19 protein-coding genes and 1 pseudogene are annotated in these 25,253 nt (G+C 73.6%); 7 read left to right on the top strand and 13 right to left on the bottom strand.

From position 1 onward, the window contains the following. Window positions 1–66: 66 nt before the first annotated feature. Window positions 67–1,272 carry a 3-oxoadipyl-CoA thiolase gene (gene pcaF / locus D7193_RS04705; protein WP_120778093.1) on the bottom strand — a complete coding sequence of 402 codons (1,206 nt, stop codon included), beginning with the start codon at window positions 1,270–1,272 and terminating at the stop codon, window positions 67–69. Window positions 1,273–1,378: 106 nt separating this feature from the next. On the opposite strand from pcaF, the pseudogene D7193_RS04710 reads away from it, so the two are divergent. The 4 genes and pseudogenes from D7193_RS04710 (at window position 1,379) to D7193_RS04725 (ending at window position 5,660) form a co-directional block, all read left to right on the top strand. Beyond that, a pseudogene (locus D7193_RS04710) lies at window positions 1,379–2,433 on the top strand (glutathione S-transferase family protein). Continuing rightward, a complete protein-coding gene (locus tag D7193_RS04715) occupies window positions 2,394–2,972 on the top strand; it encodes a DUF998 domain-containing protein (protein WP_377456398.1) in 579 nt (192 codons plus the stop codon). The pseudogene D7193_RS04710 and the gene D7193_RS04715 overlap by 40 nt, the downstream one beginning before the upstream one ends. 235 nt (window positions 2,973–3,207) lie before the next feature. Next, the gene (locus D7193_RS04720) at window positions 3,208–4,506 is read left to right on the top strand and encodes a dicarboxylate/amino acid:cation symporter (protein ID WP_174242588.1); all 1,299 of its coding nucleotides are present in this window, start codon (window positions 3,208–3,210) and stop codon (window positions 4,504–4,506) included. A gap of 86 nt (window positions 4,507–4,592) precedes the next feature. Continuing rightward, window positions 4,593–5,660 carry an NADH:flavin oxidoreductase/NADH oxidase gene (locus D7193_RS04725; RefSeq protein WP_120778097.1) on the top strand — a complete coding sequence of 356 codons (1,068 nt, stop codon included), beginning with the start codon at window positions 4,593–4,595 and terminating at the stop codon, window positions 5,658–5,660. 117 nt (window positions 5,661–5,777) lie between these two features. Here D7193_RS04725 and D7193_RS04730 read toward each other — a convergent pair whose 3' ends face one another. The 3 genes from D7193_RS04730 to D7193_RS04740 form a co-directional block, all read right to left on the bottom strand. Further along, entirely contained in the window at window positions 5,778–9,272 is a 3,495-nt protein-coding gene (locus D7193_RS04730) for an ABC transporter ATP-binding protein (protein WP_120778098.1), read from the bottom strand. A 488-nt stretch (window positions 9,273–9,760) separates the two neighbouring features. Further along, the gene (locus tag D7193_RS04735; RefSeq protein WP_120778099.1) at window positions 9,761–10,600 is read right to left on the bottom strand and encodes a GNAT family N-acetyltransferase; all 840 of its coding nucleotides are present in this window, start codon (window positions 10,598–10,600) and stop codon (window positions 9,761–9,763) included. A 57-nt stretch (window positions 10,601–10,657) separates the two neighbouring features. Beyond that, entirely contained in the window at window positions 10,658–11,878 is a 1,221-nt protein-coding gene (locus D7193_RS04740; RefSeq protein ID WP_120778100.1) for an MFS transporter, read from the bottom strand. 122 nt (window positions 11,879–12,000) lie between these two features. Here D7193_RS04740 and D7193_RS04745 point away from each other — a divergent pair, with 122 nt between their 5' ends. Next, on the top strand, window positions 12,001–12,582 hold the full coding sequence (locus D7193_RS04745) for a PadR family transcriptional regulator (RefSeq protein WP_120778101.1): 582 nt from the start codon (window positions 12,001–12,003) through the stop codon (window positions 12,580–12,582). 100 nt (window positions 12,583–12,682) lie between these two features. Here the strand turns inward: D7193_RS04745 and ispG are convergent, their stop codons facing one another. The 7 genes from ispG to D7193_RS04775 form a co-directional block, all read right to left on the bottom strand. After that, window positions 12,683–13,855 (bottom strand): flavodoxin-dependent (E)-4-hydroxy-3-methylbut-2-enyl-diphosphate synthase, encoded by a 1,173-nt coding sequence (gene ispG, locus D7193_RS04750; protein WP_120778102.1) that lies wholly within the window; start codon window positions 13,853–13,855, stop codon window positions 12,683–12,685. A 5-nt stretch (window positions 13,856–13,860) separates the two neighbouring features. Further along, complete coding sequence (locus D7193_RS04755; RefSeq protein WP_120778103.1) at window positions 13,861–15,111, bottom strand: M50 family metallopeptidase; 1,251 nt, start codon at window positions 15,109–15,111, stop codon at window positions 13,861–13,863. Next, entirely contained in the window at window positions 15,111–16,322 is a 1,212-nt protein-coding gene (dxr, locus tag D7193_RS04760; RefSeq protein WP_120778104.1) for a 1-deoxy-D-xylulose-5-phosphate reductoisomerase, read from the bottom strand. Before dxr ends, D7193_RS04755 begins: the two co-directional genes overlap by 1 nt. Before the next feature lie 43 nt (window positions 16,323–16,365). Continuing rightward, window positions 16,366–16,542 carry a hypothetical protein gene (locus D7193_RS33360; RefSeq protein WP_158674770.1) on the bottom strand — a complete coding sequence of 59 codons (177 nt, stop codon included), beginning with the start codon at window positions 16,540–16,542 and terminating at the stop codon, window positions 16,366–16,368. Window positions 16,543–16,600: 58 nt separating this feature from the next. Continuing rightward, window positions 16,601–17,104, bottom strand: coding sequence for a YcxB family protein (locus D7193_RS04765; RefSeq protein ID WP_120778105.1), 504 nt, complete (start codon window positions 17,102–17,104; stop codon window positions 16,601–16,603). Between the two features lie 90 nt (window positions 17,105–17,194). After that, a complete protein-coding gene (locus tag D7193_RS04770) occupies window positions 17,195–17,740 on the bottom strand; it encodes a GNAT family N-acetyltransferase (protein WP_120778106.1) in 546 nt (181 codons plus the stop codon). Between the two features lie 91 nt (window positions 17,741–17,831). Beyond that, the gene (locus D7193_RS04775; RefSeq protein ID WP_120778107.1) at window positions 17,832–20,042 is read right to left on the bottom strand and encodes an MMPL family transporter; all 2,211 of its coding nucleotides are present in this window, start codon (window positions 20,040–20,042) and stop codon (window positions 17,832–17,834) included. A 198-nt stretch (window positions 20,043–20,240) separates the two neighbouring features. Here D7193_RS04775 and D7193_RS04780 point away from each other — a divergent pair, with 198 nt between their 5' ends. Continuing rightward, window positions 20,241–21,836, top strand: a complete 1,596-nt coding sequence (locus D7193_RS04780; protein WP_120778108.1) for a phytoene desaturase family protein — start codon at window positions 20,241–20,243, stop codon at window positions 21,834–21,836. Window positions 21,837–21,954: 118 nt separating this feature from the next. On the opposite strand, the gene D7193_RS04785 is transcribed toward D7193_RS04780, so the two are convergent. Next, on the bottom strand, window positions 21,955–23,535 hold the full coding sequence (locus D7193_RS04785) for a Rieske 2Fe-2S domain-containing protein (protein ID WP_120778109.1): 1,581 nt from the start codon (window positions 23,533–23,535) through the stop codon (window positions 21,955–21,957). A 251-nt stretch (window positions 23,536–23,786) separates the two neighbouring features. Here D7193_RS04785 and D7193_RS04790 point away from each other — a divergent pair, with 251 nt between their 5' ends. After that, on the top strand, window positions 23,787–24,008 hold the full coding sequence (locus D7193_RS04790; RefSeq protein ID WP_120778110.1) for a DUF2631 domain-containing protein: 222 nt from the start codon (window positions 23,787–23,789) through the stop codon (window positions 24,006–24,008). A 94-nt stretch (window positions 24,009–24,102) separates the two neighbouring features. Here D7193_RS04790 and D7193_RS04795 read toward each other — a convergent pair whose 3' ends face one another. Beyond that, window positions 24,103–25,236, bottom strand: a complete 1,134-nt coding sequence (locus tag D7193_RS04795; RefSeq protein ID WP_120778111.1) for a DivIVA domain-containing protein — start codon at window positions 25,234–25,236, stop codon at window positions 24,103–24,105. Between the last annotated feature and the right edge of the window lie 17 nt (window positions 25,237–25,253).

Here is a 25,253-nt window from a genome sequence, read left to right on the forward strand (position 1 = left end):
GTCGGGGCGCGTGCGGGCACGCGGTGGCCCACCGGCCGACCCGCGGATCGTGTGGTGAAGAACACTCTAGGCCGCGGACTCCATCAGAAGGGAGATCCCCTGTCCCACTCCGATGCACATGGTGGCCAGCGCCCGCCGCCCGCCCCGGCGGCGCAGCTCCAGCGCGGCGGTCAGCGCCAGGCGGGCGCCGCTGGCGCCGAGCGGGTGGCCGAGCGCGATCGCCCCGCCGTTGGGGTTGACGTGCTCGGCGTCCTCCGGCAGGCCCAGCTCGCGCAGCACGGCGACGGACTGGGCCGCGAACGCCTCGTTCAGCTCGATCACGTCCACCGCGTCGAGGCCGACGCCGACGCGGTCGAGCAGCTTGCGGGTGGCCGGCACCGGGCCGATGCCCATGATCCGGGGCGGCACACCGGCCGCGGCGGCCCCACTGATCCGGGCCAGCGGGGTCAGGCCGTACCGGGCGACCGCGGCCTCGGACGCGACCAGCAGGGCGACCGCGCCGTCGTTGACCCCCGACGAGTTGCCGGCGGTCACCGTGCCGCCCTCGCGGAACGGGGTGGGCAGCGCCGCGAGCTTCTCCAGCGAGGTCTCCCGCGGGTGCTCGTCGACCTCGACCTGCCGCGTCTCCCGCTTGCCGGCCGGCACGGTCACGGCCACGATCTCCTCGGCGAGACGGCCGTCGGCCTGCGCCTTCGCGGCGCGCTGCTGGGAGCGGAGGGCGAACTCGTCCTGCGCCACCCGGTCCACGCCGAACTCCGCGGCGACGTTCTCCGCCGTCTCCGGCATCGAGTCGATACCCCAGTGCCGCTTCATCAGCGGGTTGACCAGCCGCCAGCCGATGGTGGTGTCGTGGACCTCCGCCGCCCGCGAGTACGCGGAGGTCGCCTTCGGCATGACGAACGGCGCCCGGCTCATGCTCTCCACGCCGCCGGCCACGACCAGCTCGGCCTCGCCGGCCACGATCGCGCGGGCCGCGGTGGCCAGCGCGTCCAGCCCCGAGCCGCAGAGCCGGTTGAGGGTGCTGCCGGGCACGTGCTCGGGCAGCCCGCCGAGCAGCGCGGCCATCCGGGCCACGTTGCGGTTGTCCTCGCCGGCCTGGTTGGCGCAGCCCAGGATCACGTCGTCCACCCGGGCCCAGTCCACCGACGGGTGTCGGGCGACCAGCTCGCGGATCACGTGCGCGGCCAGGTCGTCGGGACGGACGCCGGCCAGCGCGCCGGCGTACCGGCCGATCGGGGTGCGGACACCGGCCACCAGGTATGCCACGGTCATCGCGAGTCCTTCGGGGGTGGGAAGGGCGGGGCGGGAGCGCCCGCCGGGTCGCGAGGGACGCCCGGCAGCCAGGATATCGGCCGCCCGGAGCGGATAGGTTGACGGCATGGCCCGGGCCCAGTTCAGCGCAGAGACCAGCGGCGGCGGCGCGTTCGTCCGCCAGCCCAACCGCTTCACCGACCGGGTCACCCCGCACTCGACGTCCCCGCCCGGCGGCGGGCCGGACGAGGAGGGCCGCTGGCCGCTGGAGGCCGGCCGCTACCGGCTGATCTGGTGCCGGGCCTGCCCGTGGGCGCACCGGGCCCGGATCGTGCGGAGCCTGCTCGGCCTGGAGGACGTCATCTCCCTGGGCACGGTCGACCCGATCCGCGACGAGCGGGGCTGGCGGTTCGCGCTCGACCCGGACGGGTTCGACCCCGTGCTCGGCATCGGTTTCCTCTCCGAGGCCTATCTCGCCACCGACCCGGACTACACCGGCCGGGTGACCGTGCCGGCGCTCGTCGACACGCTGACCGGGCGGGTGGTGACCAACGACTACCCGCAGCTCACCCTGGACTTCTCCACCGAGTGGCGGCGGTTCCACGCCCCCGACGCGCCGGACCTCTACCCGGTCGAGCTGCGCCCGGAGATGGACGCGCTGATGGCCGAGATCCACCGGGACGTCAACAACGGCGTCTACCGGTGCGGGTTCGCCACCTCCCAGGAGGCGTACGACGAGGCGTACCGGGCGCTGTTCGCGCGGCTCGACGCGCTGTCGGAGCGGCTCGCCGGGCGCCGCTACCTGATGGGCGACGCGATCACCGAGGCGGACGTGCGGCTGTTCACCACCCTCGTGCGCTTCGACGTGGCCTACCACGGGCACTTCAAGTGCAACCGGCAGAAGCTCACCGAGATGCCGGTGCTGTGGGCGTACGCCCGGGACCTGTTCCAGACGCCCGGCTTCGGCGAGACGGTCGACTTCGACCACATCAAGCGCCACTACTACGCCACCCACCGGGAGATCAACCCGACGGGGATCGTCCCGCTCGGTCCCGACACCTCCGGCTGGACGACGCCGCACGGGCGTGGCTGAGCGGAACCGCCCCGGGTCACGGCTCACCCTCCGCGCCGCCGCCGCGGCGGTGGCCGCCGTCTGCACGCTCGCGGGAGCGGTCGCGGTGACGGCCGCCGTGCTCGCCGGGCCCGGCACGGGCTTCACGGGGTACGTGAGCGAGGCCGGCATCGCCGGAAGCGCCCACGCGCCGACGTACCGGGTGGGCGTGTACGCCCTGGCCGCCGGGCTGCTGCTGCTCGCCGCGGCGCTGCCGCCGGCGGCGCGGTTGGGCGCCGCGCTGCTCGCGGCCGGCGGCCTGAGCACGGCGTTGTCCGGCGCGGTCACGTGCAGCGCGGGCTGTCCGTTGCCGCCCTTCGAGCGCGCCACCGTGGCCGACCTGGTGCACGGCGGGGCCAGCATCGCGGGCACCGCGGCGGTGGTCCTCGCGATGGTCGCGATCTCGTGGTGCCGGGCCGCCGGTGGGCGGCTGCGCCTGCTGTCGGCCGTGGCCGCGGCCGTGGCGCTGCCGCTGTGCGCCGCCGTCGGGCTGGCCATGCTGCTGGTGGGACGGGGGACGCTGGTCGGCGTGCTGGAGCGGGTGGTGCTCGCGATCGCGGTGGTCTGGGGGCTGGCCGCGGCCGTCACGGTGGGTCTCGGCCGCCGCTAGGGCCGACTCCCGGTCATCGACGACCATGTTTGTAAGGATCGTCACGGCGACGACCCCTTCCGCCCCGGATGCCGCGCGCGTATCGTCGTGCGGCGATGACCAACATCTGGTGCCTGACCGTGCGCCTGTACGTCGATCTCCGACTGCAGGCCAGCGGCATCTGTCCGGCGCAGCCGCTCTCCTGACGCTGCCCTGACCCCACCAGACCCTTGGACACATCCTCATGCCTGCTGCCCTGCGCAAGGTCCCCTTTTCCGTACAGATCCTGCTCGGCCTCGTCCTCGGCGTGGCGCTCGGTTTCCTGGCCCGCGCCAACGACCTGAGCTGGCTGACCAGCACCCTCGACACCGTCGGCGGCCTCTTCGTCCAGCTGCTCAAGCTGGCCGTGCCCCCGCTGGTCTTCACCGCGATCGTGGTCAGCGTGGTCAGCCTGCGCGGCGTCGCCAACGCCGCCCGGCTGGCGCTGAAGACGCTGCTCTGGTTCGGCATCACCGCGCTCGTCGCGGTGAGCGTCGGCATCGGCCTGGGCCTGCTCACGAACCCCGGCCGGGGCGTCACCCTCGACGTCGCGGGCGCCGCCGCACCCAAGAAGACCGGTTCCTGGACGGACTTCCTCACCGGCATCGTGCCGACCAACCCGGTCGGCGCCTTCGTCGAGGGCAACGTGCTCCAGATCGTCTTCCTGGCGCTGGTCGTCGGCGCCGCCGCCCTGCTCGTCGGCGAGAAGGCCGAGCCGTTCGTGGCGCTCAACCGCTCCCTGCTGGAGATCGTCCAGAAGGCGCTCTGGTGGGTGATCCGGCTCGCCCCGATCGGCACGCTCGGCCTCATCGGCAACGCCATCGCCTCGTACGGCTGGGACCTGCTCGCCCCGCTCGCCAAGTTCACCACGGCCGTCTACGTCGGCTGCGCGATCGTGCTGCTGGTCGTCTACCCGGTGGTGCTCCTGGCCGCCGGGCGGCTCAACCCCGTGCGCTTCTACGCCGGCGCGTGGCCGGCCATCGAGCTGGCGTTCGTCTCCCGCTCCTCGGTGGGCACCATGCCGGTGACCCAGCGCGCCGTCGAGCGGCTCGGTGTCCCCCGCGAGTACGCCTCGTTCGCGGTGCCCTTCGGTGCCACCACGAAGATGGACGGCTGCGCCGCGATCTACCCGGCGCTCGCCGCGATCTTCGTGGCACAGGTGTTCGGCATTCACCTCGGGGTCACCGACTACCTGCTGATCGCGTTCGTCTCGGTGGTCGGCTCGGCCGCCACCGCCGGTCTGACCGGTGCGATCGTGATGCTCACCCTGACCCTGAGCACGCTGGGCCTGCCGCTGGCCGGCGCCGGCCTGCTGCTGGCCATCGACCCGATCCTGGACATGATCCGCACCGCCACCAACGTGGCCGGCCAGGCGCTGGTCCCCACCGTCGTGGCGGCCCGCGAGGGCACCCTCGACCGGACCGCGTACGACGCGGCCGGCCGGCGGGACCTGATCGACCCGGCGCAGGAGCCCGCCGCCACCCGCCAGGACGGGCTCACGCCGGTACCGGCCTGATCCGGCATCGTCGACGACGACGGAACCGCCAGCCGAAGGAGGGCCCGACCCCGGGCCCTCCTTCGCACGTCCCGGAGGATGACGCCATGAGCACGCTCTTCTCGCCGCTCGCCCTGCGCGCGGTCACCCTGCCCAACCGCATCGCCCTGGCGCCGATGTGCCAGTACACCGCAGGCCCCGACGGGCTGCCCACGGACTGGCACCTGGTGCACCTGGGCGCCCGGGCGGTCGGCGGGGTCGGCCTCGTGCTCTCGGAGGCGACCGCCGTGGTGCCCGAGGGGCGGATCAGCCCGCAGGACACCGGGATCTGGTCCGGAGCCCACGTGGACGCCTGGCGTCCGGTGACCGCCTTCCTCGCGGCGCACGGGGCGGTGCCGGCGATGCAGCTCGCGCACGCCGGGTTCAAGGCCTCGACGTACCGGCCGTGGGCCGACGCGCGGGGCGGGGTGCCGGACGCCGAGGGCGGCTGGACTCCCGTCGCGCCGGGCAGCGAGCCGTTCGCGCCGGCCTACCGCACTCCCACCGAGCTGGACGCCGCCGGCGTCGCGGCCGTGGTCGACGCGTTCGCGGCCGGGGCCACCCGGGCGCTGGACGCCGGCTTCGCCGCCGTGGAGATCCACGCGGCGCACGGCTACCTGCTGCACGAGTTCCTCTCCCCGCTGACCAACCACCGCACCGACGCGTACGGCGGGGACCGCGCGGGCCGGATGCGCCTCACCCTGGAGGTCGCCCGGGCGGTGCGGGCGGCCGTCGGCGAGGAGGTCCCGGTGCTCGCCCGGCTCTCGACCACCGACTGGGTCGACGGCGGCTGGACCGTGGAGGACAGTGTGGTGCTCGCCGCCGAGCTGGCCGGCGCCGGCGTGGACCTGGTCGACTGCTCGTCCGGCGGCATCAGCCCGTCGGCGCGGGTCCCGCTCGGGCCGGGCTACCAGGTGCCGGCGGCGGCACGGGTCCGCCGCGAGGCCGGGGTCCCGACCGGTGCGGTCGGCCTGATCGTGGAACCCGAGCACGCCGAGCAGATCGTCGCCGACGGCGAGGCCGACCTGGTCCTGCTCGGCCGGGAGCTGCTGCGTGACCCGTACTGGCCGCGGCGCGCGGCCGCGAAGCTCGGCGTCACCCCCGCCTGGCCCAGCCAGTACCTCCGGGCCGCCTGACCCCCACCCGACCCACCCGGTGATCAAGAGGTTTGCGTCGGATCCGGCGCGTCCGCCGACGCAAACCTCTTGATCACCCGTGCGGGGCGGGCGGCCGTCGGGGGCGGGCGGGCGGGGTCAGCCTGCCAGGTGGTTCCAGCGGTCCTCCAGGTCCCGCCAGGGACCCTGGGCCGCGACCGTGCCGCCGATGAGCACCACCACGTGGTCGGCGCGCACCAGCGCGGCCCGCTTCGAGGTCGAGCCGACCACGGTGACCCCGTGCTCGCGCAGCGCCGCCCACAGCGCCAGCTCCGTCGTGACGTCCAGCGCGGACGACACGTCGTCGGCGACCAGCAGCTCGGTACGCGGCGCGAGGGCACGGGCCAGCGCCAACCGCTGCAGCTGCCCGCCGGAGAGCCGGGTGCCCTTGTGCCCGATCAACAGCCCCAACCCGTCACCGGCGGCCGCCAGGTCGTGGTCGAGCTGGGCGGTGGACACGGCCACGCCCGCGTCGACGTCGTGGCCGAGAGCGATGTTCTCCGCCACCGTGCCGGAGAGCACCCGGGGCAGCTGGCCCACGTACCCCACCTGGTTCGGCCGCAGGAACAGCTCCGGCTCGGTGACCGGCTCCCCGTTCCAGCTGAGCCGGCCCGTGTGGTGCACGATCCCGGCCAGCGCCCGCAGCAGCGACGACTTGCCCGAGCCGACCGGCCCCACGACGAGCACCAGCTGGCCCCGCTCGACGGTCAGGTCGACGTCCCGGACGGCGAGCGTCCCGTCCGAGTGCAGCGCCCCGAAGCCGGTCAGCTCCAGCCGGCGCAACGGGTGGCGGGGCGGCGGTTCCGGCGCGGGCGCGGTCCCGGCGGCCAGATCGACCCCGGGCACGGCGGCCGAGTACGAGGCGACGCCGCTCATGGCCACCGTCCGTCGGGTCCACACCCGGGCCGAGGGGTAGTGCGAGACGAGCGAGGCCGTCGTCCAGGCGAACCAGCGGGCCGCTCCGAGGGTGGACACCGCCACCAGCGTGGCGCCGGCCGAGAGTCCGCCGCCGAGGAAGAGCGCCCACGCGCCGATCGGCAGCAGCCCGCTGACGACCGACGGCGTGGAGCGCGCCCACACCTGCATGGAGATCTCCCGGCGCTGCCGGTCGCTGCGGACCGTGTCCAGCGCCGCGAGATGGTGCAGCACCGGCCGGGTCGCGCCGGCGAGTTTCACCGTACGGGCGGAGGACAGCACGGACACCAGCGCGGTGGCGAACGCGGCGCGCGCCTTCACCGTGCCGCCGGCCGTGCGTTCCAGCCGTGGCCCGAACAGCGTGGCCGCCAGCCCCGAGATCACCATGGTGCCGAGGAAGAAGAGTCCCGGTACGACGCTGCCGGTCACCGCCGTCATGGCGACCACGATGGCCAGCGAGATGAACTGGTCCACCAGGTTGTCGGCGAGCTGCACCACCCGCTCGGTGTCGCCGCCCTGGGCCACCACCTCCGCGGGTGTGTGCCCGCTGACTCGGCGCGCCCCCGTCTGGCCGTGGACCAGGCGCAGGCTGATCCGCAGCATCTGCCGGATCCACCACTGCGGGAACCACAGGTTGGTGAGGTAGGGCAGTGGCAGCACCACGAGCAGCGCGGCGGCGATGCCGATCGCCGGCAGCCACGGGTCGCCCCCGTCGACCACGTCCGCCCAGAGCCACGGCAGCACCGAACCGTCCAGGCCGAGCAGCGTCATGACGACGAACAGGGCGACGGAGACCAGGCCGAAGCGCGGGTCGTTGACGGCCAGCCGCAGGATCTCCCGCATGGTGCGGGCGGGCGGCAGCGGGGGCAGCGGCGGCGGGTCGGTCCTCGGCACGGCCACCGGCCGGTCCGGCGCCGGCTCGACCGCCGCCGCCGGCTCGTCGAGGTCCCACTCCGCGCCGGGCGCGGGCAGCAGGTCGACCCCGCCGCGCGTGCCGCCCGCACCCGCGTACGCGCTCGCGTGGCTGGTCGCGAGCAGCTCGGCGAACCGGGTGGACTCGCGCAGCGGGCCGGCCTCCACGACCGCCCCGTCGGCGAGCACCACCACCTCGTCGCAGCGGCGCACCGAGGAGAGCCGGTGCGCGATGACGATGCCGATGCGGTCGGTGAGCAACCGCTCGGTGGCCTGCCGTACCCGGGTCTCGGTGACCGGGTCCAGCCGGGCCGTGGCCTCGTCGAGGATCACCACGCGGGGGTCCCGGACGAGGATCCGGGCGAATGCCACGAGCTGCTCCTGCCCGGCCGAGAGGACGTGCCCGCCCTCGCCCAGCCGGGTGCGTACACCGTCGGGCAGCTCGGCGATCCACCCCGCGAGCCCCAGTTCCTCCAGCGCCCGGGTGGCGTCGTCGAGCAGGTCGGGGTCGAAGAGCGCGACGTTCTCGGCGAGCGTGCCGGCCAGGATCTCGGTGCGCTGCGGCACCACGGCGACCCACCGGCGCAGCTCCTCGACGTCGAGGTCGACCAGGTCGGTGTCGCCCAGGAAGACGGTGCCGCGCGGCACGTCGACGGCGCGGGTGAGCACCTTGGCGAGCGTCGACTTGCCCGAGCCGGTCCGCCCGACCAGGGCGTACGAGCGGCCGCGGGCGAAGGTCAGCCGGATGTCCCGCAGCGCGGGGCCGCGGTCGTCGTCGACCGGGTAGCGGAAGGTCAGGCCGCGCACGGTGAGGTCGCCGTCGGCCGGGGCCACCCCGCCCGCCGGCTCCTGCGGCGCGGTGGCGAGCAGCTGCACCCGGGCCCAGGCGCCCAGCGCGTACTGGAGGTGCGGCACCCAGCGGGCCATGTGCTCGACCGTCGCGCCGAAGGCGATAGCGAGCAGCCAGATCGCGGTCAGCCGGGCACCGTCGACGCGACCGGTGGCCAGGGCCCACGCCCCGGCGAGCACGACGGCCGCGATCCCGGCGCGGATTCCGCCCGCGGCGATCGAGGTCACCTGTGCCGACATCCGGAACACGCGGCCGGCACGGGCGATCACCTCGGCCGCCCGCCGGGCGTAGAGGCGCAGCACGTACGGCCGGGCCAGGGTGGTCCGGACGTCGTCCTGGCCGTGCACCGCCTCCTCCATGACCGCCGCGAGGTCGGACCAGGCCTCCTCCTCGGCCATCCGGGCCGGGGCGATCCGTCCGGTCGGGCGGCGCAGGACCACGGCGAGCAACGCGGTGAGCAGGACCATCCCCACGCCCGCCGGCCACCAGACCAGCAACGCGCTCACGGTCGCGAGCACGCACACGGCGACGCCCTGGACGATCCGGACGCCGGTCTGCCGCAACTCCGCGGCGACCTGGTAGACGTCGTTGTCGATGCGGTCGAGCAGCTCGCCGACCGGGGTGGTCTCCAGGGTCGGCAGGTCCTGCCCGAGCGCGACCCGGCAGAGCCGCCGCCGCACGTCGGCCGACCAGTCGGCGGTCAGGCCGGCCATCAGCAGCCCCACCACGAGGTCGGTCACGACCGCGGCGACCAGCGCCACGGCCAGCGCGACGAACCAGCCCCCCGACCGCTGCACCAGCACCGGTCCGGCCAGCGCGGACGCGGCCGCCTGCCCGCCGGCGCCGAGCACGACGAGCACGAGGACGGCCGTCATGCGGCGTGGTGCGGTGGCCCAGAGGTCGCGGAGCAGGCGCATGGAAGGTCCTTCCAGGACTCGGGGCGGTGGCAGGCGGTGTTCCCAGCCTCGCCGTCCCGGCCCGGCCGCTCAACGCATTTACCGCCCGTTCACGCGGCCGGCCCGCCGGTCCGGGGAGAACACCAGCCAGTCGATGGCCAACCACGAGGCCGACGCCGAACAACGCGGAGGACGCGGTCCGCGCTGCCGGGCCACCCGAAGGCCCCGCCACCATCGGTGCCGGAGCACTCGATGATCGACTCCATTCCGCCGATCTGGCGGGGTCCGCGCGAGTCGGATACCGCGATATCGGCGATCTGGTGTCGATCACACCCGCGTCGTCAGTCATCCGGCCTCGACGCGCGCGTCGGGTCGGCGTGATCGACTCCGGTTTCGGGAAGTCGCTGTGTCCCGCCCGTCCCGACCGCGCGACTTCAAGGAAGCCGAGTCGATCACGCGAGGCCGGCGCGGCCGGGCCACCCGATGACCCCGATGGCGGGGCCGGCGGCTCAGAACAGGACGGTGGCGAGCGTGCCGACCGGGCGGAACCCGCACCGCTCGTAGACCCGGCGGGCCGGCAGGTTGAAGTCGTTCACGTAGAGGCTCACGGTGGGCGCGACCCGCAGCAGGGCGTCGCGGACGACGGCGGCCATGGCGGCCGTGGCGATCCCCCGCCCCCGCCACTCGGGGGCCACCCAGACTCCCTGGATCTGCGCCGTCCGGCGGGTCACCACCGCCAGCTCGGCCTTGAAGATCACGCGGCCGTCGGCGAAGCGGGCGTACGCCCGGCCGGAGCGCACCAGCTCGCTCACCCGCCGCCGGTAGCTGCGCCCGCCGTCCTCGGCCAGCGGCGAGACGCCGACCTCCTCGGTGTACATGGCCACGGCCGCCGGAAAGAGCCGGTCGATCTCGCCACCACGCACCCGCCGTACCTCCGGGTCGGCCGGCACCACGGGCAGCGCCTCGGTGGCCAGCAGCGGCTGGTTCGGGCGTACATCACGGGCCGGACCCCACACGTCGGAGAGCTGGTCCCAGAGGCCGAGCACGGCGTCGGCCCGGCCGACGATCGAGGAGCAGAGCCGTTCCTCGCCCGCAAGCAGGTCGGCGAACGCCGCCACGGCCGGTTCCGTGGCGAGGACGGGCGTGAGGTTGCCGCCGAGCCAGCAGATCGACTCCAGGTTGCGCCGGGTGCCGTAACCCAGGATCCGGCCCTCGGCACGCCACCAGGAGAGCCCGCGCGCGGCGACCCGCTCGGCGACCTGCGCGCCCGCGTACGGGTCGAGGTCGAGCAGCCGCTCGACCGCGCGTCGCTCCGATTCCCCCAGTTGCCGTACCGGCACCGTCAGCACTCGTCCAGCCTGCCAGATCCCGCCCCCGGCGCGCCGGCCGAGTGGCGGACCGGCGACTCAGGCGGCCACCGGCTCGGCGGACCGGTCCACGCGGGTGCCGGCGGCCCACCGCACGACGGGCGGCACCAGGGCACCGAGGAGCAGGAAGAGCCCACCGAGCAGCAACCAGCCCGGTACGCCCCAACCGACCGCGAGCGTGGTCACCACGACAGGTGCCACCATCGACCCGAGCTGCATGCCCATTCCGTACGCGCCCTGGTACTGGCCCTGCGCGCCCGCCGGGGCGAGACCGAACGAGATGCCCCATCCCGCCGCGGCGTGCCACAGTTCGCCCACGACGTGCACCAGTGCCCCGCCGAGCAGCAGCGGCACGGCGACCACCGTGGGTACGCCGCCGCTGGCGGCGAAGAGCGCGCAGGCCACCGCGATGACGGCACCGGCGCGGCGGGCGGCCCGTCCGGCACCGGTCAGATCCTCGGTGCCGCGGGAGGCCCGGACCTGGAAGAGCACCACCATCACGGTGTTGACAAGCATGCAGGCCGAGATCAGCCAGTGCGGCGCCGTGGTGTGGCCGGCGATCCACAGCGGCAGGGCGATGTTGAGCAGCCCGAAGTGCATCGACATGAGCCCGTCGAGCACCGTGAAGGCGAGGAACGGCCGGTCCCGCAGGGCGATCAACCGCGGCCCCTGCGTGGGCGCGGGGACCGGCGGGACGGCCGGCAGCCGTAGCAGGATGGCCGCGGCGACCAGGTACGTGACGGCGTCCAGCACGATGAGCGACACGTACCCGGCCCGGGTGTCGGCGGCGAGGCCGGCACCGGCGACGACCGCGCCCACGGAGATCCCCACGTTGGTGACGGCGCGCAGGTAGGCCCGGGTGTGCACGCGCTGCTCGGCCGGGACGGCGCCGGCGATCAGGGCGCCCCGGGAGCCCCGGCTGGCCGCATCGGCGACGGCCATGAGCATGCCGACCGCGACGAACGCGGCGAAGGACCGGACGGCCACCAGGGCGGCGGTGCAGGCGGCGGAGGCGAGCAGCGCGGCCATCTGGATGCCGCGCGGCCCGTACCGGTCGGCGAGGTAGCCGGTCGGAGCGCTGGCCACGAGACCGACCAGTGCCGTGACGGTGAGGCCGAGGCCGACCTGGGCGACGGTCAGCCCGACGGAGTGGGTCAGGAACAGGGCGCTGGCGGTCAACCAGGTCCCGCGGCCGATGGTGTTGACGAGGCTCGAGAGGGCGAGCGTCCGGGCCGGGCCCGGTTCGGGAAGCAGGCGCACGACCCGCAGCCTAACAAGACGTACGTACGGTTTGCATCCCGCCTTCGTCATCGTGTTGTCGACGATGCATTACCGATATATCGTTGATGCATCAGTGATAGGACGACCAGAAGGAGAGCCCGATGGGTTTCCACCGACGGATGCACGCGATGCACGAGATGCGCATGCGGGGCTTCGGCTTCCCGCCCGTACCGCCCGGCCCGCCGTTCCCGCCCGGCCCCCACGGCCACGGGCACGGCCGTGGACGCGGCCGCGGCCGGGGACGCCGCCCCAACGTGCGCGGCGCCGTGCTGGCCCTGCTCACCGAGCGGCCGATGCACGGCTACGAGATGATCCAGGAGATCGACTCCCGCACCGGCGGGGCCTGGCGGCCCAGCCCCGGGTCGATCTACCCGACCCTGCAGCTGCTCGAGGACGAGGGCGTCATCACGGCCGCCGCCGACTCCGACGGCGGGCGGAAGCGGTTCACGCTCACCGACCAGGGGCAGGAGGAGGCGGCCGCCGCGGCCCAGACCCCGCCGTGGGCGGAGTTCGCCGAGACGACCGTCAACAGCTGGCACGACATCCGCGACGCGGGCGCGCAGGCCATGCACGCGCTGCGCCAGGTGATGATGACCGGCACCGACGACCAGCGTGAGCGCGCCGCCCAGGTGCTCGACGAGACCCGGCGCAAGCTGTACGCCATCCTCGCCGAGACCGAGTGACGGCGGGGCACGCCGATGCGGCCCAGAAACCGGAAAGGGTGGTCATTCCCGCGGGAATGACCACCCTTTCCGTGACAGCACGCCCGTCCCGGGCGGCGGCTCAGTGGACGGTGACGGTCGGGCCGGTGACCAGGCCGCGCAGCTCCTCGGGGAGTTCCGCGCCCATCTCCTCGGCCAACCGCAGCGCCTCCTCGATCAGCGTCTCCACGATCTGCCCCTCGGGCACGGTCTTGATGACCTGCCCCTTCACGAAGATCTGACCCTTGCCGTTGCCGGAAGCGACGCCGAGGTCCGCCTCGCGGGCCTCGCCGGGCCCGTTCACGACGCAGCCCATGACGGCCACCCGCAGCGGCACCGGCAGCCCCTCCAGGCCCGCCGTGACCTCCTCGGCGAGCTTGTAGACGTCGACCTGGGCGCGGCCGCAGGACGGGCAGGAGACGATCTCCAGGCCGCGCTCGCGCAGGCCCAGCGACTCCAGGATCGCGGTGCCGACCTTGATCTCCTCGACCGGCGGCGCGGACAGCGAGACGCGGATGGTGTCGCCGATGCCCTCGGCGAGCAGCGCGCCGAACGCCACGGCCGACTTGATGGTGCCCTGGAACGCGGGGCCGGCCTCCGTGACACCCAGGTGCAGCGGGTAGTCGCACTGCTCGGCGAGCTGCCGGTACGCCCGGATCATCACCACCGGGTCGTTGTGCTTCACCGAGATCTTGATGTCGCGGAACCCGTGCTCCTCGAAGAGCGAGCACTCCCACAGCGCCGACTCGACCAGCGCCTCGGCGGTGGCCTTGCCGTACTTGCTGAGCAGCCGCTTGTCCAGCGAGCCCGCGTTGACGCCGATCCGGATCGGCACCCCGGCGTCGCCGGCCGCCTTGGCGATCTCCTTGACCTTGTCGTCGAACTGCCGGATGTTGCCCGGGTTGACGCGTACGGCGGCGCAGCCGGCGTCGATCGCGGCGAAGACGTACTTCGGCTGGAAGTGGATGTCGGCGATCACGGGGATCTGCGACTTCTTGGCGATCGCGGGCAACGCCTCGACGTCGTCCTGGGACGGCACGGCCACCCGGACGATCTGGCAGCCGCTCGCGGTGAGCTCGGCGATCTGCTGCAACGTGGCGTTGACGTCCGCGGTGAGGGTGGTGGTCATCGACTGGACCGACACCGGCGCGCCGCCGCCGACCGGGACCGAACCGACCATGATCTGGCGGCTGGCCCGGCGCGGGGCGAGCGGCGGAGGCGGTACGGGCGGCATACCGAGGCTGACTGCGGTCACTTCACTCACCTTGAGAAGAGCGTGATCGGGTTGACCACGTCCGCGGTGATGGTCAGCAGCGTGAACGCGCCACCGATCAGGATCACCGCGTACGTGAAGGGCATGAGCTTGAGGTAGTCGACGCGGCCCGGGTCCGGGCGGCGCAGCCGCGCGTAGACCCACGACCGGGCGCGTTCGAACCAGGCGATGGCGATGTGCCCGCCGTCGAGCGGGAGCAGCGGCAGCAGGTTGAACACGCCGATGAAGAAGTTCAGCGAGACGAAGAGCATGAAGAACACCAGCCAGGCGTTGTTCTCCACGGCCTCGCCGCCGAGCCGGCTGGCGCCGACCACGCTGATCGGGGTGTCCATGTCGCGCTCACCGCCGGTGATCGCGGTCCACAGCGCGGGGATCTTCTGCGGGATCCGCTGCAACGCGTGGAAGGTGCCGACCGCCATGTCCCCGGTGAAGTCGGCGGTGGCGCCGAACGCGTCGACCGGCCCGTACGTCACCCGGGTGGGTGTGCTCGGGATGAGCCCGACGCCCAGCGCGGCGACCGGGCCGACCGCGCCCTTCGGGTCGTCCAGCGGCGGCCGCTGGGTCTGCGCGAGCACCGTGCGGGTCTCGGCCGGCTGCCCGTCGCGGACGTAGCCGATCGTCGCGGTGCTGCCGGGCGGCAGGGTGCGCAGGCCGGTGAGCAGCTCACCGTAGTTGTTGATCGGCTGGCCGTTGAGCGAGGTGATCCGGTCGCCGTTGCGCAGCTGGGCCTGCGCGGCGGGGCTCGCCGGGTCGCCGGGCTGGCAGGCGCGGGCGGTGTTGTCCGGCACCACGCAGTCGCTGAGCGCCACGACCGCCGGCTCCTGGCGGATCTCCGCGTCGGTGCTCGGGAAGTTCGGGTTGGGCAGGCCGGCCGACACGGCGAGGATCCAGAGCGTGACCAGGGCGAGCGCGAAGTGGGTGATCGAGCCCGCGGACATCACGATCGTCCGCTTCCAGACCGGGTAACGCCACATGGCCCGCGGCTCGTCGGCCGGGTCCACGTCGTCGTCCTGCGGGGTCATTCCGACGATCTTGCAGAAGCCGCCGAGCGGGACGCCCTTGACGCCGTACTCGGTCTCGCCGCGGCGGAAGGACCACAGGGTGGGCCCGAAGCCGACGAAGTAGCGGGTGACCTTCATGCCGAACGCCTTGGCGGTGAGCATGTGCCCCGCCTCGTGCAGGCTCACCGAGACGAGGATGGCCAGCGCGAAGAGCGCCACCCCCAGCAGGTATGCCATCAAGCTCCTTCCACCGCCGCGGCGATGATCTCCTGCGCGTGACCTCGCGCCCACGACTCGGCCGCGAGCACGTCCTCGACGGTACCTGGTTCGCCGAAGTCCGGAGCGTCCTCCAGAACCCTCGCGACGGTGTCCACGATGCCGAGGAACGGCAGCCGGCCGGCCACGAACGCAGCCACGCACTCCTCGTTCGCCGCGTTGTAGACGGCCGGCCGGCAGCGCCCGGCCTCGCCGGCGGCCTTGGCCAGGGCGACCGCCGGGAACGCCGCGTCGTCCAGCGGCGCGAACTCCCAGGTGTGGCTGCTCGTCCAGTCGACCGCGGCGGCGGCGCCCGGCACCCGGTCCGGCCAGCCGAGGCCGAGGGCGATCGGCAGCCGCATGTCCGGTGGGCTCGCCTGGGCGAGGGTGGACCCGTCGGCGAACTCGACCATCGAATGGATCACCGACTGCGGGTGCACCATCACGGTGATGTCGGCGTACGGGATGTCGAAGAGCTCGTGCGCCTCGATCACCTCGAGGGCCTTGTTGACCATGGTGGCCGAGTTGATCGTGACGACCGGCCCCATGGTCCACGTGGGGTGCGCGAGGGCCTGCTCGGGTGTGACCTCGGTCAACTCCTCGCGGCGCCGGCCCCGGAACGGGCCGCCGCTGGCCGTGACGATCAGCCGGCGCACCTCACCCCGCGTTCCGCCGCGCAGGCACTGGGCGAGCGCCGAGTGCTCCGAGTCGACCGGGACGATCTGCCCGGCGCGGGTCACCGCGGCCCGCACGAGGGCGCCGCCGGCCACGAGCGACTCCTTGTTGGCGAGCGCGAGCGTACGACCGGCGCGCAGCGCGGCCAGGGTCGGCGCGAGCCCGAGCGAGCCGACCACACCGTTGAGCACCACGTCGCAGGGCCACTGGGCCAGCTCGGTCATCGCGTCCGGCCCGGCGATGATCTTCGGTAGCCGGAAGTCGCCGCTGGCCCAGCCGCGCCGGCTCGCCTCGGCGTAGAAGGCGAGCTGGAGGTCCTGGGCGGCGGACGCCTTCGCCACACCGACCGCCTCGACGCCGAGTTCTAGGGCCTGGGCCGCGAGCAGGTCGACGTTGCCGCCGCCCGCGCCGAGCGCCACCACCCGGAAGCGGTCCGGGTTCCGGCGGACGATGTCGATGGCCTGGGTGCCGATCGAGCCGGTCGACCCGAGCAGGACCAGTTCTCGCGGGGAAGTCACCCGCCCATTCTTCCCCAGACGGGCTGTACGTCCGCTGGGAGCCTCAATCTTCCCCGTCGACCTGCTCGGAAGCCTCCTCGTCGAGCAGGTCGGCCGGGTCGACGGAGAACTCGAAGGGCCGCCGCAGCGGGACATCCCTTCGCCAGACCAGCCTGGTCGCGCCGCCCCGGCCGAACCGGATCGCACACGCTGTCCGGTCCGGGCCCGGCGTGCGGGTCACCCGGCGCTCGCGGCCCCAGTGCGCTGGTCACCCGGCGCTCGCGGCAGGCGTGCGCGGGTCACCCGGCGATCGCGGCCCGCGTGCGCTGGTCGTCGCCGGTCAGCAGGCCGCGACCGCGGAGGAAGGCGAGCAGCGTGTCACGGTCGGACGGAGCCAGGCCGGCGACCGGCATCGGGATGGCCTGCTGACGATTGATCTTGAATAGCAGCTGGCCGGGGATCGGCTCGACCGCCTCCAGCGCCTCCCACCGGATGAGGCTGTCCATCAGCGGCGAGGCCATGGCGACGCCCTCGCCGGAGATCCGCCAGCCGATCTCCTGCCGGTACAGCTTCCAGCTCATCTCGACCGCGCTGCGCACCGTCAGCGGCGGCAGGACCAGGAAGAACACCGCCGCGGCGAGCCAGACCACGGCCATGACCCGGTCGTCGGACAGCACCGCGACCGCCGCCGGCACCAGCAGGATGACGCCGCAGAACGTGAGCAGGCGCAGGCTCCGGCGGAGCGTACGGCGCACGGCGGCGGTGAGCAGGGGCCGGTCCGGCTGCGTCCGGAACTCGATCATCACGGTCGGACACGATAGAACCTTCGACCGGCCGCCCGCTGCCCCGACCCCGGCGACCCCGATCACGGCGGTCCCGGCCCCGGGCCCGTCTCAGGCCGGAGCGGCCAGGACGAACGTCTCCAACTCCTCGCCGGCGTACCAGTCGGTGCGCCGTCCCACATGGGTCATGCCGAGGCGGCGGCACACCGCCATGGACGGCCCGTTGCCCGGCGAGACCACCGCGTAGACCCGCGGGGTGCCGGTCGCGAACTCCCGGGCGAGCACCGCCCGCGCGGCCTCCGTGGCGTAGCCGTGCCCCCACGCGTCCGGGTGCAGGTGCCAGCCGATCTCGATGTCGTCGGTGGGCGTCTCGCCGTCCGCCCCGGGCAGCGGCTTGAGGATCAGCGTGCCGGCCACCACCCCGCTGTCCCGCACCTCCATGGCCCAGGTGCCGTACCGCCCGCCGTGGTCGGCGTGCCGGTCCCGCCAGATCTGCAGGCGGTCGACCGCCTGGGCCGGGTCGGTGAGCGGCAGGCCCGACGCGGCCAGCCACCGGGTGATCTCCGTACGGGAGTAGATGTCGTACAGGCGGGCCAGGTCCGCCGGGTCGTCGGTCCAGTCACGCAGGACGAGGCGCTCGGTGCTCAGGACGGTCATGGCCGGCGATCTTAGTGAGTGGGCGCGCGACCCTCGCCCTGTCCCGCTGGCGTGCCGGCCGCTTGTCCCACCCGGCGAGAGAGGAGAGCCGCTATCCGGTGAACGCGGAGTGACGGGTCTCCCCGCCCGCCGGGGCGTCGGTCTCGCGCAGGCCGTAGCGGCGGTAGACCCGGCCCAGCGGGCCCGGGGCCCACCAGTTCCAGCGGCCGAGCAGGCGCATGGTGGCCGGCACCAGAAGCGCCCGGACCAGGGTCGCGTCGACCACGATCGCCACGATCATGCCGACGCCGATGAGCTTGATGTACGCCATGCTGCCGCTCGCGAAGCCGGCCACCACGATGATGAGCAGCAGCGCGGCGGCCGTGATGATCCGGCCGGTGCGCTGCAGGCCCGTGGCGACGGACGCGGTGTTGTCCCCGGTCCGGTCCCACTCCTCCCGGACCCGGGAGAGCAGGAACACCTCGTAGTCCGTGGCGAGCCCGAAGAGCACGGCCAGCATGAGGATGGGGTTGCTCGGCTCGATGAAGCCGGTCGGGGTGAAGCCGAGCAGGTCGGCGAGGTGCCCGTCCTGGAAGATCCAGACGACCACGCCGAACGAGGCGCCGATGGAGAGCAGGTTCATGAGGACCGCCTTGACCGGCAGCACCACCGAGCCGAACGCGAGGAACAGCAGCAGCAGCGTCGCGGCGGCCATCAGCAGCGCCATCCACGGCAGCCGGGCGCCGAGGCTGTCCAGCAGGTCCCGGTCCGCGCCGGGCCGGCCGCCGACGAGCACCTCGGCGCCGGCCGGCGTGGGCAGGTCGCGTAGCGCCCGGACCACGTCCTGGGCGACCTCGCCGGTCGGCTCCCCCGGGTACGTCACGCGGAGCAGCGTCGACTCGCCCCGGCTGGCCGCCACGTCCACCCCGGTCACCCCGGGCGCCGCGGCGATCCGGTCGGCGAAGGGACGGACCGCCTCGGCGGGCGCGCCGGAGACCAGCACCTCGACGGGGGCGATCGTGCCGCCCGGGAACTCCGCGGCGATCCGCTCGGAGACCACCCGCGGCTCGGCGCCCGCGGGGAGCACCCGCTCGTCGAAGCCGCCGAACGTGATCCGCAGGAACGGCGTGGCCAGCACCACCAGCAGCACGGCGACCCCGACCAGGTAGCGCACGGGGCGGCGCATCACGCTGCGCGCGATCCGGGCCCAGGCGCCGCCGTCCACGACCGCCGGTCCCGCGCTCGGACCGGCGCCACGCCGCGCCGTCGCGGTGAGGGCCGCCGTCCGACGCCGCCACCTCAGCGGTACGCGCACCGCGTCGATCCGCGGGCCGAGCACCGCGAGCAGGGCCGGCAGCACGGTGAGCGCCGCGAGCATGGCGACCAGCACGGCGGCCATCCCGCCGAGCCCCATCGAACGCAGGAACGACTGTGGGAAGATCAGCAGGCTGGCCATGGCGAGCGCGATCGTGAGGCCGGAGACCAGCACCGTGCGGCCCGCGGTCGTCATGGTGCGCCGGATGGCGTCGGCGGTGTCGTGCCCGGCCCCCAGTTCCTCGCGGAACCGACTCACCACGAAGAGCGCGTAGTCGACCGCCATGCCGAGGCCGATCAGGGTGATCACGTTGATCGCGAAGATCGACACGTCGGTGAAGAGGTTCACGACCCGGACGGCGATGAAGCCGCCGAGGATCGCCAGCCCGCCGATCAGCAGCGGCGTGCACGCGGCCACCAGCCCGCCGAAGATCAGCACCAGCAGCACGAGCAGCACCGGCATGGAGAACAGCTCGGCCCGCGTGATGTCCTCGGTCGTCCGGGTGTTCGCCTCCTCCAGGAACGGCACGTTCCCGCCGGTCTGCGTCCGCACGCCGGGGGTCTCCAGCACGGGCCGCAGCGCGCGGTACGCCGCGGTCTTGCCGTCCTCGTCGTCCGCCCGGAGCTGCACCAGGGCGTAGGTGGCCCGTCGATCGGTGGCCAGGAGCGCGGGGGCACCGGTGTCGTACCAGGTGGTCACGCTGGTCACCTCGGGCCGCTCGCGCAGCCGGGACACCGCGGCGGCGACCGGGTCACGGAACGCCGGCTGGTCGGCGGTCACGGTGTCGCTGGACCAGAGGACGATCACGTCCGCGCCCTGCGGCCCCAGCTCGTCGGCGATCCGCTCGTACGCCCGGCTGGACTCGCTCGCCGGGTCGTCGAAGCCGCCGCCGGTGAGCTGCCCGAACACGCCGGCGCCCCAGGTCGCGCCGACCGTCGCCAGCAGCACCGCCGCCGCGAGCACGGCCCACCGGAGCCGCACCACGGTCCGTCCCCACCACCCGAACACAAGGCCTCCCTCCCGCCCAAACATGCTCCCGCACCCCCTCGGCCGCCGGAGGCCCGCCCCGCGTTCGCCCCGGTGATCATGAAGTTATTGCCTCCGGGAGCGCTTCCATCGGGCAATAACTTCATGATCACCGGGGCGAGGGGTGGGGTGGGGCGGAGGGGCCCCGGGTGGGCGGCATCGGGGCTAGGCTGCGGCGGCATGAGCAGTGAACTTCCGGCCCGCGCCGACGTGGTGATCGTCGGGGCCGGGCACAACGGCCTGGTCTCCGCCATCCTCCTGGCCCGCGCCGGGCTCGACGTGCTGGTGCTGGAGGCGGCCGACGTGATCGGCGGCGCGACCCGCACCGAGAACCCGTTCCCGAAGGTGCCCGGGCTGCGCCACTCCACCGGCTCGTACCTGCTGGGCCTGATGCCGCCGGAACTGCTCGCCACCCTCGACGTGACAATCCCGGTGCTACGCCGCGACCCGCACTACTTCCTGCCCACCCCGGGCGGCCTCGGCTCGCCGTACCTGTTGTTCGGCAGTGACGCCGCGGCCAGCCGGGCCCAGCTCGCCGACTTCTTCTCCCCCGCCGACGCGGCCGCGGACGACGCCCTCCAGGCCGAGCTGGCCGCGCTGCGGGAGGACCTGGCCCCCGCCTGGCTCGCCGAGCCACTGCCCGTGGTGGAGACCGCCGACCGGTACGTCCGGCCGGCGCTGCGACAGGTCTTCGTCGACCTGGTACGCGGCTCGGTGGCCGACTACCTGGCCCGGTTCGAGTTCCGGTCCGAACTGCTGGTCAGCATGTACGCCGTCACCGACGGCCTCTCCGGCCTCAACGCCGGCCCCGACGACCCGGGCACCGGCCACAACTTCCTGGTGCACAACATGTGCCGCCTGCCCGGGTCCGGTGGCACCTGGATGATCGCCGAAGGGGGCATGGGGACGGTCTCGCGTACCTTCGCCGAGGCCGCCCGGGCCGCCGGGGGGCGCATCGTCACCGGCGCGGCGGTCAGCGCCGTCACCCTCGACGGGGGCGCCGCGAGCGGTGTGGTACTCGCCGACGGCCGGGAGGTGGCCGCCCGGGTGGTGCTCGGCGCCTGCGACCCGTACCGCCTCATGGACCTGCTGCCCGACGGGGCGCTCCCGGCGTCGCTCGGCGCGCGGATGGCGGCGGTCCGGCGACCCGGCACGACCCTCAAGCTGAACCTGGCGCTCACCGGCCTGCCACGCTTCTCCTGCCTGCCGGCGGACGCGCCGAGCCCGTTCGGCTCGACCATCCACCTGCTGCCCGGCTCGGCCTCCCTGGTCGGCGGGGGCGGCGAGTCACCGATGGCCGCGCTGCGCGCCATGTGGGCGGACGTGCAGGCGGGCCGCCTGCCGCAGGAGCCGACCATCGAGTGGTACCTGCACACCACCGTCGACCCGTCGCTCTCCGACGGCCAGGGGCACCACTCGTCGGCGCTGTTCGTGCAGTCGGTCCCCTACGAGCTGGCCGGCACCACGTGGGACGCGGCGCTGCCCGGGTACGTCGACCGGCTGGTCGAGATCTGCGAGCGGTACGCGCCGGGCACCGCCGACCTCATCGCGGACGCCGTGCCGCTGCCCCCGCCGGGCATCGAGGCGCACTTCGGCATCACCGGCGGGCACATCCACCACGTCGACAACACGGTCTCGTTCACCGACCGCATGCCGTACACCACGGGCGTGGACGGCGTGTACGCGGGCAGCGCCGGCTGCCACCCGGCCGGGAGCGTGATCGGCGCGGCCGGCCACAACGCCGCCCGCCGCATCCTGACCGACCTGAACCGCTGACCCCGCCTTTTCCCGTCGATCATGCAGTTGTGGTGCCCGTTTCCGCCCGGAAAGCGGCTTTTGTAGCCCACCACAACTGCATGATCGACCCCGACGGAGGGCGAGGGCAGGGCAGGGGTTAGCTTGCGGCTTCGGGGGTTGCGGTTGGGGTTGGCTCGTCGGCGCGGTGGGCGCGGATCTTGTGGCCCACGCTGGTCAGGCAGCGACCGCTGGCCAGGTCGAAGCGCCACCCGTGCAGCTGGCAGGTGAGCTGGTCGCCCTCCACGATGCCGAACCGGCTCAGGTCCGCCTTCAGGTGCGGGCAGCGCCGCTGCACCACCCAGTCGCCGATGGTGATGTCCTCCGCGTCGACGGCCCGCTCGTGCTCGTCGTACCAGCCCTCGGCGTACTGGAGCCGCTCCTCCGAGAGGCACTTGAAGAAGGCGTAGACGAACTCGTTGTACTGGCCGATCCGGGCCGCCGAGAAGCGGCAGGAGAGGAAGAGCGAGTTGACCCAGTCCACCTCGCCGCTGTGCAGCAGCTGCTCGATCAGCGCCCGGTCGGTGCGGAACCGGTAGCGGACCTTCTCGTCCGCGTACGGCCGCACCTCCTTGCCCGGAAAGTCCACCACGATCGACTCGACGCTCTCGCCGTCGTAGCCCACCAGGTCGAAGCGGACCGGGCCGCCGACACCCTTGGCCAGGTAGATCGACTCGTCGAGCAGCGGCTCGATGCGGCGCTTCATCTCGCCGAGCACGTCCACCTCGGGGTGCCGCCAGGACGCCTTCTCCGCCTCGATGATCGGGCGCTTGCGCTCCCGCATCTCCTCCAGGTGGGCGACCTTGTTCGCGAAGAACTCCTCCACCGGCACCGGGTGGGTGGTGGTCGCGCCCTCCGTGGTCACCTCGGCGACGCTGCCCGGCAGCAGCACGATGCCGTTGGTGCCGCCGACCTTCGCGTACTCGGCGAGGAACACCGACTGGTCGGGGAAGATGTTCCCCTCGTCGCCGAAGATGTCGTTGAACTGCCACAGCTCGTCGTCGAGGAAACACGGCGGGCCGGCGATCGGGAAGACGTGCGACGCCTTCAGGTCGGCGATGTAGCGCCACGTGCGGTCGAACTGCCGGTCGCGCTTCTGCTTGCCGAAGGCGGTCTTGGCGGCCTGCGGCAGCTCGTAGACCATCGGGTACCAGATCGCGCCGGAGAACTGGAGCATGTGCGCGTGCACGTGCCCCAGCTCCGCGAAGGCGCTCAGGTCGGTGGGGCGGGCGTCGTTCTGGTTCAGCAGGCGCACGCCGTCGTACTCCACCCAGAGCGACGAGTCACCGATCGGGCCGTCGGTCGGGCTGGTCAGCGCCTGGATCATGATCTTCAGGCCGCCGTCCAGCTCCACGACCTGCTCGTTGGGCGCCTTGAGGAACTTCGTGAAACCCAACGTCCGGAACTCGTCCTCCATCTCCGAGGTGGGGAACTCGGGGAGCAGCACCGTGGCGTCCTTCGACACGAAGTCCCGCAGGTGCTTGGCGTCGAAGTGGTCCCGGTGCAGGTGCGAGACGTAGAGGTAGTCGACCTGGCCGAGGGACTCCCAGTCGAGCTGGGAGTTGTCGGGAAACGGGAACCAGGAGGCGAAGTAGGCCGGATTGACCCACGGGTCGCACAGGATGCTGCCCGCGGCAGTGTCGATCCGCATGCTGGCGTGCCCGGTACCGGTCACTCGCACCGCAGTTTCCCCCTCAAACAGACAATCAAGGTGTACGACAAACGCTACCGGAGTGACTGTGGCCCCCGGTCCGCGACGCCGGTAGTGCCGTACCGCCCTGGTCCGACCGGGTCCTTCGGCCCGCTCACGCCCGCTCGCGCCGGCCGCGGCCACGCACATGAGCGGACCGCCATCAGGTCGGACCCTGCGCCGGACCCGGCACGGGGCGTGCCAGACTAACCGGAGATCCGATCGCGAGGGAAGGACCGACAGTGGCAGGAAGCGAGCCGGTAACCGCGCCAGACCAGCACAAGCCGGGGCACCGGAAGTCCGGGCGCATCGGGGCGGTGCTGACCGCGCTGGTGCTGGTGGCGATGATCTGCGGCAACCACGAGGGCAAGGTCGAGGACATCTGGCTGATCGGCCTGGCCGCGCTGCTGCTGATCATCGTCATCGGCGACGCCGTGCTGCGGCGCAACGGCCTGCGGTCCTGACCCGGGCGCCGACGCCGGCCGCCGGCGGGACGACGCGCGAGGGCCCGCCCTTCCGATCGGGAAGGGCGGGCCCTCGTCGTACGTACGGGCGACCTCAGCGGCCGAAGAGGATGTCCTGGACGTCCTTGAGCGCGGCGTCGACCTCGGCCTCGAAGTAGCCGCCGGGCACCAGCCCGAACCGCAGCGTGTCGAGGTCCTTCGGGTTGACCGGCATCGGGTTGCGGCCGGCCATCCCGCCGAGCAGCGTCTCGAAGAACCGGTCCACCTGGTCCGGGTCGTATCCGCTGCCGAAGCGGCGCACCTGGAACCTGCGGCGGATCTGGTCGACCCGGTACAGGTCGCTGCCGGGCGGGCCGGCCATCGGCGGGCCGCCGGCCGGCGGTCCCGGCACCGCGGGCGGACCGCCCATCGGCGCGCCGTAGCCCTGATCCATCGGGGCGCCGCCGTAACCCTGGTCCATCGGCGCGCCACCGTAACCCTGGTCTACCGGGGCGCCACCGAACCCCTGCGGCGGCATGGGCGGCGGGCCGGCCGGACCACGACGCATGTCGCGCGGGTCCCGGTCCGGCATCCGGATCTCGGCGGTCATGTCGGCGCGGCCGTGCCGGCCGGCCTCGAAGCCGTCGAAGCGCTGCTCGTCGGGGCCGTAGCCACCGGGGCCCGGCGGCAGACCGCGCAGCGGCCCGGCGGGGCCGCCCATCGGGGCGCCCGGACCCATGGGCATGCCGGGGCCGGGGCCGCCCGGAGGACGCGGCGGTTCGTAGCCGCCCCGGGGCGGCGGGCCGTCGTAGCCGCCCGCGAGGGCGCCGGTGGGCTCGTCGTAGCGGCCGTAGCGGTCGGCGGGCGGGCCGGCCTGCGCCGGCATGGGCCGCGGCGGCAGCGGCTGCGGCACCGGCGACATACCGCGCTCGTCGCGCATCGGCGGGCCCATCCGGTCCGGCGGACCCAGCCGGTCGCCCAGCCGCGGGTCCCCGCCGCGGGCGCCGCGCTCCTCCAACTCGGCCAGCTGGCGCTCGACCCGGTCGAGGTGCAGGTCCACCTGCCACTCGTCGTAGCCGTTGAACCGGACCCGGAAGACGACGTCGTGGACCTCCTGGGAGGCCACGGGCGCGCCGACCGGCTGGCCGGCGAGCGTCGCCTCCACCCGGTCGAGGAAGGCGTCCACCTCGTCGACCTTGTATCCCCGGCGAAGCGCCTTACGCCGGAAACGCTGACCCTGACTCGCCACTATGTCTCCTGGTCTCG

The sequence above is a fragment of the Micromonospora costi genome, from assembly GCF_003626655.1.
Classification (GTDB): domain Bacteria; phylum Actinomycetota; class Actinomycetes; order Mycobacteriales; family Micromonosporaceae; genus Micromonospora; species Micromonospora costi.

Excerpts from the sequence above, each read along its gene's own strand:
- pcaF (WP_120778093.1), bottom strand. The coding sequence starts at position 1,272 with ATGACCGTGGCATACCTGGTGGCCGGTGTCCGCACCCCGATCGGCCGG.
- D7193_RS04725 (WP_120778097.1), top strand. The coding sequence starts at position 4,593 with ATGAGCACGCTCTTCTCGCCGCTCGCCCTGCGCGCGGTCACCCTGCCC.
- D7193_RS04730 (WP_120778098.1), bottom strand. The coding sequence starts at position 9,272 with ATGCGCCTGCTCCGCGACCTCTGGGCCACCGCACCACGCCGCATGACG.
- D7193_RS04745 (WP_120778101.1), top strand. The coding sequence starts at position 12,001 with ATGGGTTTCCACCGACGGATGCACGCGATGCACGAGATGCGCATGCGG.
- D7193_RS04755 (WP_120778103.1), bottom strand. The coding sequence starts at position 15,111 with ATGGCATACCTGCTGGGGGTGGCGCTCTTCGCGCTGGCCATCCTCGTC.
- D7193_RS04765 (WP_120778105.1), bottom strand. The coding sequence starts at position 17,104 with ATGATCGAGTTCCGGACGCAGCCGGACCGGCCCCTGCTCACCGCCGCC.
- D7193_RS04770 (WP_120778106.1), bottom strand. The coding sequence starts at position 17,740 with ATGACCGTCCTGAGCACCGAGCGCCTCGTCCTGCGTGACTGGACCGAC.
- D7193_RS04780 (WP_120778108.1), top strand. The coding sequence starts at position 20,241 with ATGAGCAGTGAACTTCCGGCCCGCGCCGACGTGGTGATCGTCGGGGCC.